The following is a 15495-nucleotide window of genomic DNA, read 5'->3' on the forward strand; positions in this document are numbered from 1 at the left end:
GCATCAGCGGCAGTTTCCAGCGCCCGCTGGCTGACAAACTGTGGCTGCTGAGCAGCATTTACGGCCAGTGGTCGCCCGATCGGCTGTACGGCAGCGAACGCCTGACGCTGGGTGGCGAAAGCTCGGTTCGCGGTTTTAAGGAGCAGTATCTCTCCGGTGATGCCGGTGGCTATCTGCGCAACGAGCTGAGCTACAGCCTGTTCACGCTGCCGGTTCTGGGCGACGTCAGCGCGCTGGCCGCCATCGACGGCGGCTGGTTAAAGCGCGACGCACAGAACCACGAGTCCACCGGCACCTTGTGGGGCAGCGCGCTGGGTCTCAGCACGCGCGGGCGCCACTTTTACACCCAATACACCGTCGGCATTCCCCTCAGTTATCCCGGCCACCTTCAGCCGGATCACCTCAGCATTTACGCCCGCGTCGGGCTGGTTTTCTAAGAGGCAAAGATTATGGACGATCGTCAACCCGTTTCCCTCGCCCGTCGCGCGCTGAGTTACCTGATTTGCTATCTGGTGGCGGTACAGCCGATGCTGCCTGCTGTCGCCGCGCAAATCACGCCGGTAACGCCGGACACGAAAATGGATGCCGCCGGTAACGGCGTGCCGGTGGTGAATATCGCCACGCCCAACGGCGCCGGGATTTCGCATAACCAGTACCAGCAGTACAACGTTGGTCAGGAAGGGCTAATCCTCAATAACGCCACGGGGCAGCTTACCCAGACGCAGCTTGGCGGCCTGATCCAGAACAACCCCAACCTGAAAGCCGGACACGAAGCGCAGGCGATCATCAACGAAGTGGTTGGCGCCAATCGCTCACAATTGCAGGGCTACACCGAAGTGGCGGGTAAAGCCGCTAACGTGATGGTCTCCAACCCGTACGGCATTACCTGTAACGGCTGCGGCTTTATCAACACGCCAAACGTCACGCTGACCACCGGTAAGCCGCAACTGGATGCCAACGGTAATCTGGCTGCGCTGGAGGTGACGAAGGGATCGGTGATCGTCGAAGGTCAGGGACTGGACGGCAGCAGCGCCGATGCGGTATCGATCGTCGCGCGCGCAACGGAGATCAACGCCGGAATCCATGCGAAAGATTTGTCGGTGACGGTCGGGGCAAACCGCGTGGGTGCGAATGGTTCCGTCACGCCGATTGCCGGTGAAGGTGCGGCGCCGTCGGTGGCGGTGGATACCGGCGCGCTTGGCGGCATGTATGCCAATCGCATTCATCTGGTGTCGAGCGAAAAGGGCGTTGGGGTTAACCTCGGTAACCTGGTGGCGAAGCAGGGTGATATTCAGCTGGATGCCAGCGGTAAACTGACGCTGAATAACAGCCTGAGCAGCGGGGCGCTGACGGCGAATGCTGAATCAGTGACGCTCGGTGGGGAAAACAAAGCGTCCGGACAGGTCGCGTTCAGTGCACAGCAGGATGCAACGCTCAATAAAGGTACTCTGGTCAGCGACGCCGGAGTCAGCGTTACGGCGAAAGGAAATCTCACCACCAATGGCACCAGCATTACGGCAGGACGTGATATTCAGCTGAGTGGCACAACCGTTGTCACGGACAGCAATGCCGTCGCGAAAGCCGGTAACGATATAAGACTGCAGGCGCAGGATCGGCTCAGCAACAGCGGCCAGCTGACGGCCGGAAAAAGCCTCAACATCACGGCCAAACAACTTGATAATCACGGCATGCTGGTCGGTAACACCACCGGCATCACCACAAGTAGCCTGCAGAATGGTAAGGGCGCGGCCATCTCCGGCGCAGAGAGTCTAAGCCTCAGCAGCGACAGCTTGCTCAATCAGGGCGTATTGTCCGCGCCGGTGCTCTCACTTAGCAGCGTGCAAACCGACAACAGCGGGCTGATTCAGGGCAGCAAAGCGCTGACCTACAGCGGCAACCGCCTGAGCAATCTGGCGGGCGGCACCCTGAGTTCGGACAACAGCTTTGTACTCAATCTGCCGCAGCTGAGTAACAGCGGGCTCATCACCAGCAAGGCAGGGCTGACGCTGAGTGGCGACGCGCTGACCAACAGCGGCGAAATCAACGGCGCCAGTCTGTTTTCCTCAAACGCGCAGCTGAACAATCAGCAGGGCGGCCTGCTGCTCGCGGATAACAGCCTCAGTCTTCAAAACGCCGCGCTGACCAATGACGGTCAAATCGCCGCAGCGACAATTCATGTTGATGCCAGTACGCTGAACAACAGCGGCACGTTGCAGGGCAAACAATCTCTGCAGGCCAGCGGCAAGACGATAACCAGCAGCGGCACGTTACTGAGTGACGGCAAATTAACCATTGCAGCAGACACGCTCACTAACCGGGGCCAGCTGCAGGGACAGCAGCTGGCGGTAACGGCTGGCAACTGGCATAACAGCGGCAACGCGTTGAGTGCGGGTGATGGCGTACTTAACGCTGCAACGCTTGATAACAGCGGCAAAATCCTCGGTCAGCAGAGCTTACAGCTCATAGCAGATTCGGTTGATAACAGCGGCTGGCTGCTGGCGCAGGCGCTCACGCTTCAGGGAGACTTAGTTAGCAGCGGGCTGATTCAGGGCAGTGATGCACTGACCGTGACGGGCGATAAGCTCAGTAATAAAACCGGCGGCCAGTTACTGAGTGCCGGCACGCTGACTGCTCAGGCTGGAAGCCTGGATAATCACGGCAGCATTCAGGCCGACACGCTCGATATGCGGCTGCAAAGCTGGCAGAACGCCGGCAGCGCCCAGGCGACCACACAGTTTCTTGGCACCCTGAGCGGCGCGCTGGATAACAGCGGCACGCTGCTGAGCCAGAACGATTTTGTCCTCATCAGCAATGACATCACCAACAGCGGTACGCTGGCTGCCAACCGACTCAGCATCACAGCCCCTCAGCTGACCAACGCCGGACTGCTGCAGGGTAACCGCTCGCTCTTACTGAACAGCGCGGATATCTCCAACGCCGCCAGCGGTCAGCTTATCAGCGGCGGTTCGCTTACGCTTTCACCTGAGCAACTGACCAATGCGGGCCTGTTACAGGTGGCGGATGACTTCAGCATCAACGGTCGTGACCTCACCAACAGCGGACGCATCACCGCTACTAACCTAAAAGCAGACCTGAGCGGCACGCTGAACAACAGCGGGCAGGGCGTTCTGCTTGCGCAGCGCCAGGCAGATATTCAGGCGAGCACGTTGAACAACAGTGGTTCGATTGCGGCACAGCAGTTGAACGCTTCAGGTGATGTGCTGAAGAATCAAAGCCTGCTACAGGGTGACAGCGGACTCAGCGCGGATTTCAGGCAGTTCAGCAACCTGAGCGCGGGGCAGTTACTGAGCAACGGTCTTCTTGCAGTTAAGGGCGCAATCGCTGACAACGCCGGTGTGATGCAGGGCAACAACATTGACTATCAGTTTGGCTCGCTGACCAACAGTGGCACCGTCTACGGAATTGACTCACTGAAAGGTCAGTCTGACGGGCTGCTGGATAATCGTGGCAGCCTGACTGCGGGCGGCAACGCCAGCCTGACGGCGGGCAACCTGCAAAACAGCGGTAAAGTGCTGTCCGATAATCTGATGCTGCGCGGAAATAGCCTCAGCAACAGTGGCTTATGGCAGGGAACATCCTCGCTGGATGCGCAGTCGAGCGGCGCTTTAATTCAGCTCGCTGGAGGAAAAACGCTGACCGGCGGTGGCCTGCAGCTGAACGCAACTGAGCTCAACACGGCGGGCACAATCCAGGGTGACAACGCGCAAATCATCGCAGGCCGCTGGCAGAATCAGGGCTCGCTGCTGGGCACCGCAGGCGTGTCAGCTGACGTTGCGGGTGAGCTGCGCAACAGCGGCGAAATACTGTCGCAGGGCACGGCACAGGTCAGCGCGCAGAACCTGAACAACAGCGGCTCGCTGCTGGCGAATAAAGCGATGACGCTGAGTGGCGGCACGCTGAATAACAGCGGCAGCGTGCAGGGCGAAACGCTCGCAATTACCCCGGCCAGCGTGACTAATCAGGGCAGTCTGATTGGCCTGCAATCGCTGACTATCGGTCCGACGCAGGCCCGTGGTTTCCGCATGCTGGCGGTACAGTCGCAGCCCGCACGTGAAGTAAACAACAATGCTGGCGGTCAGCTGCTGACGCAGGGCATGCTGAACATTGCCGGTGATGTCATCACCAATAACGGCAGCTGGCAGGGACAACAAATCCTGCTGAACGCCACCCGCCTTGCCAACAACGGCGCTATTCAGAGCGCGGGCGATCTGACGCTCAACCTCAGCGATGCGCTTACGTCCGCCACGGGCAGCAAAATCACCGCCAACGGCAACGCCGCGCTCAACGCCCTCAGCCTCACTAATCAGGGACAATGGATTGCCGGAAACCTGACGCTGAAAGGCACGACGCTAAGCAACGGCGGAGAAATCTCCGGCGTTAACGGACTGACGGCAGTGCTCGGCGGCACGCTGACGCAGCAGCAAAATGGCGCGCTGTTATCAGGTGGCAAACTGGATGTTCAGGCGGCGACGGCTAGCAATGATGGCCGCATTCAGGGTGGTGATCTGACGATCACCACTGGAACACTGACTAACAACGGGCGGTTGCAGGGTGATAAGAGCCTGTTGCTGACCACCCGTGGCCGCATCACCAACAACAATAGCGGGACGCTGATAAGCCAGAGCGGTCTGACGCTGACCACGCCTGAGTTGTATAACTACGGCCTGATTCAGGGGACAACTAACCGCATCACCGCCAGCAGCAGCGCGATCAACAGTGGCAAAATGCTGTCTGCGGGTGAGCTCACGTTCACCACGCCTCAACTAATCAATAGCGGCTGGTTGCAGGCAGCGCTACTGACGCTGAATGCTGCCAACGCCAGCAACAGCGGCACATTGCTGGCCGATCAGCAGGGAACCTTAACCGGCTCGCAACTGCTGAATCAGGGAACTGCGCAGGGTGGCTCACTTGCGGTTAATTATGGCCAGCTCAATAACAGCGGCACGCTGCTGGGCGCTAATCAGCTTAACGTGAAGGCCAGCCAGGTCACGCAGCAGGCAGCAGGAAAGCTGTTCAGCGGTGGCAATCTGCTGCTGGAGAGCACCGGTTTTGATCAGCTGGGACAGGTGGTGGCGCTTGGCGACGCCACGCTGAAACTGATTAACGGCTTTACTGCACGCAACACGCTGGCCGCAGGCAATCGCCTGACTATCAGCAGTAACGGTGCGATTGAGAACCAGGGCACGTTACAGGGGCAGGCGCTGACGTTGAGCGCAGGCGGCGATCTGACGAACAACGGCCAGCTCACCACCGGAACCGGCGACAGCAGCCTGAGCGGTCAGCGCATCAATATGAACAGCGCAGGCTCGCTGCAGGGTGGCGGCAACATTACGCTGGCCAGCCGCAGCGACGTAGCACTCAATGGCTTCACCGGCACGCGCGGCAGCCTCACCATTTCCTCGCCAGGCAGCATTGTGAACACGGCACTGCTTTACGCCGGCCAGAATCTCTACCTGTACGCTAACAGCATTAAAAACCAGCGTGGCGATATGCTGGCAGGCAACAGCCTGTGGATGCAACGCGACGCGGCGGGGAATGCCAATGGCGAGGTGATCAATACTTCGGGAACCATTGAGTCGCAGAATGGCGATATTACGATTAAAACCGGGCATCTGCTGAATCAGAGAGACGGGTACAGTGCTGTTGAGGAAGATCATCAGTATTACAACGGCAATGCCGCCTCTATCGATCTGCCGTTTTCGTATTTTAATGAATCCCAATATACCTACTTGATCGACAAAATCTGCGCAGGTGAAAATGACAACTGCTATCCAACATATGAATTGACGCTTAATAAAGATCAATGGCAGCAGAAAGTGCTGGTTGGTGAAAAGGTTATTAGTGCAATTGCTAATGGCAGCGCCGCAAGAATTTCTGCAAGTCAAGATATAAACTTATTAGCCGGCACCCTAGAAAATAATGCCAGCAACATTCTTGCTGGGCGTGATGCACATCTATCTGGCAGTACGCTCAACAATAACTCTGCAACTTCAGGCAGCTTCCAGACCTGGCAAACATATGATTGTTCAGCCCAGAGTCGGTTGGGATGTTACCAAGACGTTAAATATGGCAAGCTATCTAATGTCAAACCCTTTAAATTTGAAATTACAGGGCAACCTGAGTATGTCCAGGTAACCGATGGTATCGCCTATCGCGCCATCATCCAAGCCAGCGGCAATATCAACGCTAACTTCAGCCAAAATATCAGCAACACCAACCTGGCGCCTTTTGCAGGCTGGTCCGGCACAACCATTGCCGCGCCGTTGCTGAATAACCTTGCTGCTGTCAGTCAGGTCAATGCTCAGCAGCGTCAGCAACTCGCTGCTACAGACAAAGTCGCAGTGAACTCTCCTGCATGGCAAGATCAGCTGCAAAATGCACTTCAGCAGGTGAACGGCGGTACCGCACTTGACTCCTCAGCGCCAGTTAGCGCTTCACTCGCTGACCAGTCCGGAACGCAAAAAGGTCAGGCTAACCTGGGCAACGCTGGCAGCCTTGCAACGGGCGCTACAGTGGTCCCTGCAACACTCAAAAACTATGCATCTTCAAATGTCGATACCAGCGCATACCCGCTACCAACCAGCGGCACTGGCTTCTTCGTGGCCAGTGATAACAACAGCCCGTATCTCATCACCATCAACCCGAAATTAAACGGTCTGGGACAGCTGGACGCCAGCCTGTTTGGTGACCTCAATCAGTTGCTGGGTAAACAGCCTGGCAGCGCGCCACAGGAAAGCCGTCAGCAATATACCGATGTTAACACTTTCCTCGGCTCCTCCTATCTGCTGGACAGGCTGAACCTCAAGCCTGACAACGATTACCGCTTCCTCGGCGATGCGGCATTTGATACGCGTTACGTCAGCAACACCGTTCTTAACCAGACCGGCAGCCGCTATCTGAATGGCGTGGGTTCCGATCTGGACCAGATGCGTTATCTGATGGATAACGCCGCCGCGTCACAGCAGTCTTTAGGCCTGCAGTTTGGCGTGTCGCTTACCGCGGATCAGGTTGCTTCACTGGATAAGAGCATCATCTGGTGGGAAGCCGCCTCGGTAAATGGCCAGACGGTGATGGTGCCGAAAGTGTACCTCTCCGAAAAAGATGCGGCGATGAACAACGGCAGCGTGATTGCAGGGAACAACGTGACGCTCTCAGGCGGTAACATCACCAACAGCGCCAGCACTATCGTGGCGCAGAACGCTGTCAGCGCCAACAGCCAGAATACTATCGACAACCTCAACGCCGGGCTGATTAAAGCCGGCGGCGAGCTGAATCTCAGGGCGCTGAATAACATTAACAACGTCAGCTCGACAATCAGCGGTAAAAAGGTGGCGCTGGAGAGCGTTAACGGTGACATCAACAACACTACCGCAAGTTCGCAGTGGACGATCGGCGGCAGCGGGCCTGTGCAGGCAAGCAAGACGCTGCTTGGCCAGACGGCGGCGATTACGTCTCTGGATGCGCTCAGCCTGAAGTCGGGCAACGATATCAATATCACCGGCGCCTCACTGAACGCAGGTGGCGATCTGCTGCTCAACGCCTGGCACGACCTCAGTCTCAACAGCATCGAAACCAGCGAAAGCCGTAAAACAGGTAACAAGGAAACGCATAGTTCAGGTGCCGAGCGCACAACACTTTCCAGCGGCAGCAATCTGACATTAAAAGCCGGGCAGGATATTACTAGCCAGGCGGCAGCGCTGGCAGCCGAAGGCGATGTTGGCCTGCAGGCGGGGCGTGATATCAATCTGAATGCAGTTGAAAGCCGCTCCGGAGACAGTGAACGGGGCAGTAAAAAAACGGTTATCAACGAAGCAGTGCGTCAGCAGGGCACTGAAATTGTCAGTGGCGGCAGCACGACGATGCTTGCCGGAAATGACATCACCACTCAGGCCGCAAGCATCACCGCAAACAAAGATATTGGATTACAGGCCGGCCACGACGTAAATATCACCACGGCGACGGAAAGTGATTATGCCTACAAGGAAGAAACTAAAACCAAAAAAGGCCTGTTCAGCAAGAAAACGACTCACACCATCAGCGAAGACAGCTCAACCACTGGAAAAGCTTCTCAGCTAAATGGCGACCAGATTTCAATCGTCGCGGGTAATGACCTGACTCTAAAAGGCTCCACCGTTGTCGGTGAAAACAATGTTGGTCTTAAAGCTGGCAACGATCTCACTATTACGGCAGCAACCGATACACAGAGCAGCTATCGGCTGAGTGAAACTAAGAAGAGCGGCATGTTTAGCGGTGGCGGGATTGGGGTCACTTTTGGCAGCGCATCCTCCAAACAGCAGCTTAAGCAGGACGGTACGACAGAAAGTCAGAGTGCCAGTACCGTTGGCAGCACGGGTGGCAACGTAACGCTGGTTGCGGGTCATGACGCGCACGTAGCGGGATCGGATGTGATTGCCAAGCAGGACATCAGCCTGGTCGGCGGCTCGGTCACTATCGATCCGGGCAACGACACGTTAACGCGCCATCAGAGCTTTGAGCAGAAGCAGAGTGGCCTGACGCTGCAGCTGACCAGCCCCATCACCGACGCGCTGCTGAGTCTGGGTTCCCAGGCAAAGGCCGCCAGTGAGGCAGGTGATGATCGTTTGAAGGCTCTAGGCGCTGTGAAGGCGCTGGAGAGTGGCTGGGCGATGTCACAAGGCGCTACGCAATCCGCTACAGCACTGGCAAAGGGCGATATGAATAACGCGGGCATTAAAATTTCGCTCAGCGTGGGGGCCAGCAAAAGCAAATCTTCATCCGAATACATCAGTAACACTGTTAGCGGTAGTTCACTTAGCGGCGGCGGCAATGTCGCCGTGGTGGCGACGGGCAACAAAGGCACCAGCGGCGACGTGATACTGGCAGGCAGCGGCATCACCGGTAACAACGTGACGCTTGCCGCCGCACATGACCTGAATCTGGTTGCCGCCAGCAATAACACGGAGCAAAAGAGCAGCAACAAATCTTCAGGCTGGAGCGCTGGTGTTCACATTGCCATAGGTCAGGAAACCGGCATCGGCGTACAGGCCAGCGGCTACATGGCCAGCGGCTTGGAGAACGGCAGCAGCACCGAATACGTTAACAGCCGCGTCAATGCTAAAGACAACCTGACGCTCAGCAGCGGCAACGACACGCTGCTGTCCGGCGCCCAGGCGCTGGGTAACAGCATCAGCGTGAACGCGGGCAACAACCTGACGCTGACCAGCTTGCAAGATACCGACAGTTATCATAGCCAGCAGCAGAGCGCCAGCGGGGGCTTTAGCTTCACCTTTGGCTCGATGACGGGCTCGATCGGTCTAAGCCTGAGTAAAAGCAAGGTCAACAGCGAATACGCCAGCGTCGGCGACCAGAGCGGTCTGTTTGCGGGCAACGGCGGCTATGACATCTTTGTGGGTAACCACACACAGCTTAATGGCGCAGTGATTGCCTCAACGGCGGATGCCGCGAACAACAAGCTGTCAACTGGCACACTGGGCTGGGACAGCATCGATAATCATGCCAGTTACCACGCCAGCAGTTCTGCAATCGGCTTCAACGGCAGTTACAGCAAGACGCCAATGCCTTCCGGAGAGCACTATGCTGCCGGCGCGCTGCCGTCAGTGGTCAACATGAGCGACAGCGCCTCCGGTACCACGCGTTCAGCAGTGGCGGATGGTACGATTACGGTGCGCAACGCGCAGAACCAGACGCAGGATGTGGCAACGCTGAGCCGCGATACAGAAAACGCGAACGGCAGTATCGTCAAAATCTTCGACAAAGAAAAAGTCGCGAACCAGATGGCGTTTGCACAGGGCGTACAGGAACTGGCGGGCCGTGTTGTCGGTGATGTTAAAGAGTACAAAATGGGCGCCGCATCTGCCGAAGCTCAAGCGCGACTGCTAAAAGAGCATCCCGACTATGCAAATCTGACGCCAGAGCAGCTGAATGTGAAAATTCAGCAGGATCCGGGTTATCAGTCAGTCGCGGCACAGTGGGGCACCGGTGGCACCTATTCGATGGTGGCAACGGCGGTTGCGGGTGCGCTGGGCGGACTGAGTGCCAGCAATCTCGGCGCGGCTGCAAGCGGGGTGATGGCTCCGTATATTGCCAACGCTATCAAGCAAGCTACGACAACCTACAACGCTGACGGTACTGAGAACGTCAATCTGCTGGCAAATACCATGGCCCATGCCGTAGCCGGCGCTGTGCTGGCACAGATATCCGGCAGCTCTGCGTCAGCGGGTGCGGCTGGCGCAGCAGGTGGTGAGCTGGCTGCGCGGACGATTGTAAAAGTGATGTATCCGGACACAGACATCAGCAGCCTGACAGAAAATCAGAAGCAGATCGTCAGCAGCCTGAGCCAGATTGCAGCAGGCATGGCAGGCGGGATTGCGTCTAATTCGTCGATGGGGGTTGGGGCAGGAGCCGGGGCCGGGAAGAATGCGGTGGAGAATAATGCGCTCAGTGATATTGCGCAGGCACAATCGGAAGGCAAGACGCTGGAGCAAAAGGCCGCGGAGTACGTTGAGGCGGAGAACGAGCGTTATAAAAAAGAAAACTGCGGCGGGCTAAGTGCAGAAACCTGCTCAGCCAAAATGTACGATGAACGCAGGGAAGCGCTGGAAGATACGACATCGTTCGGTGCTGATTTTGTGCCGGTGGTCGGTGATATCAAAGGTTTTGCGGAAGCTGATTCAGCTATAGGCTATCTGGCGGCGGTCGTTGGTCTGCTTCCGGGCGTGGGAGATGCAGCAGTTAAAATCCTTAAGGCAGCAGAGAAAGCGCTGGCGAAAGGTGATCTTGAATCTGCGTCTAAGCTGATTAACAAGGCCAGTGATGAGATAAAAGTTAAATGGGTTGATGAAAATGCCAGTATGAGTCAGCGAGCCAAAGATTATAATGATTCCGCTCCTGGTGCTCGTTCCAACATTGAAACACAAAAAGGACAAGCCCCGAGTATTGATCGAATTGATGCTGACGGTAAAAGCAAACCTGTTCGTTTTGATGGTGTTGATGGGAATGTAATGGTAGACAGAAAAATATCTGTTGTTACAACTCAGAAAGCTAAAGATCAAGCCTTGCGACAATCAGATGCTTTGAAAAATAACGGAATGACGGGGCGTTGGGAAGTTACAAACCAAGTACAAGCAAACCGTGCTCAGAAGATGTTTGATGAGCTAGGAATTAAGAATATAGAGGTGAAAGTTGTCAATGAATAGCAACATTAAACTAATAAAAATCATAGCTGATCTCGCTATATTCCTCGAGTTTACAAGCGAAGAACGGCTGGATGCAGATACTGCTGTAGAGATGATGGAGCAAATCGCAGCAGAATTACAGCTACTAGACACGGAGGACAGGCAAGATATTGCCAAGGACTTCTTAGCCATATCAGCAGAATATACCGGAGATAAAAGTGAGTTCGTGAAGGATTTACCTGAGTCATTAGGACTAATTTAGTAGACGAGAATCCCAACCCTTGCGGTTGGGAGAACAACTCGTTATTAATGTGTTTATTTCTTATTATTTTGTTTTCTTAACTCACGCACTTGCATGGCGAAATTTCGGTCAATGATAAAAACCTAAAGTTTCATATGAGTATGTCGATAAAAAGGGTGTTTTTTTATTGTAGGGATACTTGATGCGTAATATTATCTGCTCTTTTGATTTGACTTTGGGTATGACAAGTATAACAACATCTGCTCAAGCCAACACATTGACGCAAACTCTAACGCGCCGTGACGCGTCGTGTTTCAGTGAAATTTATCATCAGCTTACATCAATTAGTCGTGTGGCCCCTTTAATGTTCGATCAGCAACATCATGCCTGGTTCAAAGCACCGCAAGCCATTATTTAATTTGTAATCAAATAAGCATTAATTAAACCGCTCCCGCCGTACCTTCAAAAAACGTCACCAGCAATTGCCACAAATGCTGCGCTGCGGGCGTGAAGCGGTGATCGGCGCTGCGCAATAAGTGGCATTGGCTTTCGCGGGCGATGCGATGCTGAATCGGCACGGCGACTAAGTTCTTGGCGATGAGGTCGTCTTCAACCACTTTGGCGGTCATAAACGCGATGCCCATGCCGGCCTGGCTTAAGGCGATGGCGCTGGAAAACAGATTACAGCTATAAGCCGGGCTGAATATAAATCCTTCCTGACTGAACATGGCATTCATATAACTTTGAATGCCAAAATTTTTGTCCATACCAATCAGCGAATAATTGACCAGTTCGGCCACTTCAATTTGTGGGAAATCCGCGATGGGGTGGTGGCTGTGCACCACCGCGCAGATGGGTCCGCGGTGAAAACTCAAACACTTCAGGCCGGGAGGACCAATCGGGCCAAAACCTACCGCCATATCAACGTCGCCTTTGGCAATCAGCGACACGGTGGTTTGCATATCGCCCGACAGGATATCGATAAACACGTCGGGATAAGTTTGCGAAAACGGCTGTAACACATGCCTGACGACTTCATCCACCATGCCCTGACCGACGCGTAATTTGATCGAGCCACCGCGTTTGTGGCGCAGATCTTTTAATTGACGATCCAACTGGCTGCGCCGCTGATGGGTGTGCGCGTAATCTTCAGCCAATAACTTGCCGGCTTCGGTCAGCACCACATTACGGCCACGTCGCTCTAACAGCGGCAACTGCATCTCACGCGCCAGTTGCGATAACTGACGGCTGATGGCGGCGGGATCAACATCCAGGGCTTCCGCCGCGCGACGAATACCGCCGTAATTGCCCACTTCATACAGATACCTTATGGATTTTTCTGGATAGAGCAGCATCGCCATAGGTTTTTCCTATCTGTTGATCTGAGGTCAACAATAATAGCCTTTTATCTCCATTTTTTAAGCGCATTTTTATCTCCATACTCGGAGATTCACTATGCGAGGGCAGTACAAATGAAAACTATAAAAAATTACCTGCAACAACATGCCGATGAAATTCTTATGGATATCAGGGAATTGGTCGCAGCGGAATCACCATCAATGAATAAAGCCGCCGTGGATCGTTGTGGCGAAGTCTTACAAGCGCTGTTTGCCAAACGTTTGGGCGTAGCAGCAGAGATTGATGAGCAGCCGCACTACGGTAATCACCTGAAATTCACGCTGGGAAGCGGTGACGAGCAAACCGTGTTGCTCGGGCATTTCGATACCGTCTGGGATGAAGGCGAGTTGGTGATGCGTGAAGAAGACGGCAAGCTTTACGGTCCTGGCGTGCTGGATATGAAGGCCGGTCTGGTGCAGGCTATCTGGGCGGTACGCGCGTTGCAACAGCACGATTTACTGGCGGGCAAACGCATTGTGTTTCTCTGCGGCAGCGATGAAGAAGTCGGTAGCCCAAGCTCCAGCGCCTGGTTATCGCAGCACGCCCTGGGATCGGCGCAAGTGCTGGTGGTTGAGCCTGCGGTGGCGGGATCGGGCGCACTGAAAACAGCACGCAAAGGTACCGGACAATATGAAATCACCATCAACGGATTAGCGGCGCACGCCGGGAACAATCCCGAAGAGGGCATCAGCGCGGTACAAGAAATGGCGCTTCAGATCATGTTCTTGCACAACTTAAACGCGCCGGAGCGCGGCACCACCGTCAATGTGGGAATTGCGCGTGGCGGCAACCGCATCAATGTGGTGGCGGATAAAGCGGTGTTGGGCATTGATACGCGCGTTACCAGCGAAGCAGAAGCCGAGCGCATTCACGCCGAAATCAGCCAGATCACACCCCATTTATCCGGCATCACGTTGCATATTAGCGGCGCACAATCGCGCCCGCCGATGCGCCAAACGCCGGAATCGTTGGTGCTGATGGAGCGTGCGCAGCAGGTTGCCTTACAGCTTGGTTTCGAGGTGGAAGGCAAAGCGGTTGGTGGCGGCAGCGATAGCAATTTCACTGCCGCGTTGGGCATTCCAACGTTAGATGGTTTAGGCGCAACCGGCGCAGGTATTCATGCACGTCATGAACATATCATTATTGCCGATATTGCTCCGCGCGCGGCGCTGGTGGCAGGCTTAATCCTCGGAGGTGATGCGCATGTCTCAGGTTAATGTGGAGAAAAATACGCTGCGCCAACCGCCAGCAGCGAAAACCGAGCAAAGTCCTTATCTGCTGCTGTTTATTATTCTGGTGCTGGCGGCAGTGGCGACCTGGATTATTCCGGCGGGCAAGTTTGATCATGAAACCCGCAATGGCATTACTTTCGCCATCAAGGGAAGTTTGCATGAAGTCGCGCGTTCGGGCGTTTATCCCGGCGAAATCTTTATGGCGATTGTGCAAGGGGTGATCAAAGCCGCGCCGATCATTTTCCTGATTCTGTTTACCGGCGGGTTATTAGCGGTGATCGAATCGACGGGTGCTATTGCTACGGCGCTTAATTCACTGTCGCGCAGTACCAAAATTAGCGATACGCGTATTATCATTATTTTTGGTGTGATATTCGCCATTCTCGGCACCACCGGCGTGGTGCAAAACTCGGTGGTGGCGTTTGTGCCGATTGGTTTACTGGTGGCGCGTTCGTTGGGTTTATCGCCAATGATTGGTATGGCGCTGGTGTATTTAACCTGCGCGGCGGGTTTTAACGTTGCGGTATTAGGTCCAGCCACCACCGGCTTAACCCAACATCTGGCACAGTTACCGCTGTTCTCCGGCATGTTATTGCGCGGTATTACCTGTTTATTGTTCGTGTTAACGGTGATGACCTATTTGATTATCTCGGTTAAGCGCGCGCGGAATAATGGTGAAGTGCGAATAGAACAAATTGCGCAGAATGATGAATCACTGGCGATTACTGGTCGGCATAAACTGATTCTGATCACCTGCGCCGCTACGCTGATTGTATTTATGATTGGCACGGTGCAATTGCATTGGGCCACCAATGAAATGTCGGCGATGTTTATTATTCTGTCGATTATGGTCGGCATGATGGGTCGCATGTCGGGTTCTGCCATTGCCAACACCTTCCTTACGGGTTGCTCGCAATTGGTAAAAGGCGGCTTCATTGTGGGTATGGCTGGCGCGATTTCCGTGGTGTTGCAACAGGGCAATATTCTTGATCCGATTGTTGGCTTCCTGTCTGATTTACTGGCACCGGTTCATCCCGCCATTGCGGCGGTGGGCATGTTCATTAGCGCGGCGTTGATGCATTTCGGTATTTCATCCGGTTCTGGTGAATCCGCTTTGTTAATCCCGATTTTCTCGCCGTTAGGCGATAACCTCGGTTTAACCCGTCAGGTGACGGTGCAAACGGTGTTGCTGGGTGAAGGTATCGTCAACTCCATCAGCCCAACTTCTGGCGTGTTAATGGCAGCCTTGGCCACCGCCAATATCTCTTTCGGCAAATGGATTAAATTCGTTGCGCCGGTAGTAGCTATTTGGTTTGCCATTTGTGTTGTCACCTTATTAATTGGTGTGGCAATCAATTGGGGTCCATTCTAGTAAATCGTAAGAAGCCACTTAATCGTGGCTTCTTATTTTTATATTGTTGTTAACACG

Annotated in this window: 7 protein-coding genes; 6 read left to right on the forward strand and 1 reads right to left on the reverse strand. The window is 54.7% G+C overall.

Annotated features, from left to right (window positions below; genetic code table 11):
- From K5Y32_RS08765 to K5Y32_RS08780, 4 genes are all read left to right on the forward strand, one after another.
- Positions 1 to 437, forward strand: a 437-nt coding sequence (locus K5Y32_RS08765) for a ShlB/FhaC/HecB family hemolysin secretion/activation protein (protein ID WP_222182995.1), incomplete at its 5' end; no start/stop codon positions are given.
- A gap of 12 nt (positions 438 to 449) precedes the next feature.
- A complete protein-coding gene (locus tag K5Y32_RS08770) occupies positions 450 to 11216 on the forward strand; it encodes a hemagglutinin repeat-containing protein (protein WP_222182997.1) in 10767 nt (3588 codons plus the stop codon).
- Positions 11209 to 11457, forward strand: a complete 249-nt coding sequence (locus tag K5Y32_RS08775; protein WP_222182998.1) for a hypothetical protein — start codon at positions 11209 to 11211, stop codon at positions 11455 to 11457. The genes K5Y32_RS08770 and K5Y32_RS08775 overlap by 8 nt, the downstream gene beginning before the upstream one ends.
- A gap of 181 nt (positions 11458 to 11638) precedes the next feature.
- The gene (locus K5Y32_RS08780) at positions 11639 to 11854 is read left to right on the forward strand and encodes a hypothetical protein (protein ID WP_222183000.1); all 216 of its coding nucleotides are present in this window, start codon (positions 11639 to 11641) and stop codon (positions 11852 to 11854) included.
- Positions 11855 to 11876: 22 nt separating this feature from the next.
- Here K5Y32_RS08780 and K5Y32_RS08785 read toward each other — a convergent pair whose 3' ends face one another.
- Positions 11877 to 12797 carry a LysR family transcriptional regulator gene (locus K5Y32_RS08785; protein ID WP_222183002.1) on the reverse strand — a complete coding sequence of 307 codons (921 nt, stop codon included), beginning with the start codon at positions 12795 to 12797 and terminating at the stop codon, positions 11877 to 11879.
- A gap of 111 nt (positions 12798 to 12908) precedes the next feature.
- Between K5Y32_RS08785 and K5Y32_RS08790 the strand changes: the two genes are divergently transcribed.
- Positions 12909 to 14051 carry a M20 family metallopeptidase gene (locus K5Y32_RS08790; protein WP_222183004.1) on the forward strand — a complete coding sequence of 381 codons (1143 nt, stop codon included), beginning with the start codon at positions 12909 to 12911 and terminating at the stop codon, positions 14049 to 14051.
- Positions 14038 to 15438: a YfcC family protein gene (locus K5Y32_RS08795; protein ID WP_222183005.1), complete on the forward strand. Its 1401-nt coding sequence runs from the start codon at positions 14038 to 14040 to the stop codon at positions 15436 to 15438. The genes K5Y32_RS08790 and K5Y32_RS08795 overlap by 14 nt, the downstream gene beginning before the upstream one ends.
- The last annotated feature ends 57 nt before the right edge of the window (positions 15439 to 15495 follow it).

This window comes from Pantoea sp. DY-15 (genome assembly GCF_019795935.1).
Classification (GTDB): domain Bacteria; phylum Pseudomonadota; class Gammaproteobacteria; order Enterobacterales; family Enterobacteriaceae; genus Pantoea; species Pantoea leporis.

Bases quoted from the DNA above. Each gene is read 5' to 3' on its own strand.
- K5Y32_RS08770 (WP_222182997.1), top strand. From the start codon at position 450: ATGGACGATCGTCAACCCGTTTCCCTCGCCCGTCGCGCGCTGAGTTAC.
- K5Y32_RS08775 (WP_222182998.1), top strand. From the start codon at position 11,209: ATGAATAGCAACATTAAACTAATAAAAATCATAGCTGATCTCGCTATA.
- K5Y32_RS08780 (WP_222183000.1), top strand. From the start codon at position 11,639: ATGCGTAATATTATCTGCTCTTTTGATTTGACTTTGGGTATGACAAGT.
- K5Y32_RS08785 (WP_222183002.1), bottom strand. From the start codon at position 12,797: ATGGCGATGCTGCTCTATCCAGAAAAATCCATAAGGTATCTGTATGAA.
- K5Y32_RS08790 (WP_222183004.1), top strand. From the start codon at position 12,909: ATGAAAACTATAAAAAATTACCTGCAACAACATGCCGATGAAATTCTT.
- K5Y32_RS08795 (WP_222183005.1), top strand. From the start codon at position 14,038: ATGTCTCAGGTTAATGTGGAGAAAAATACGCTGCGCCAACCGCCAGCA.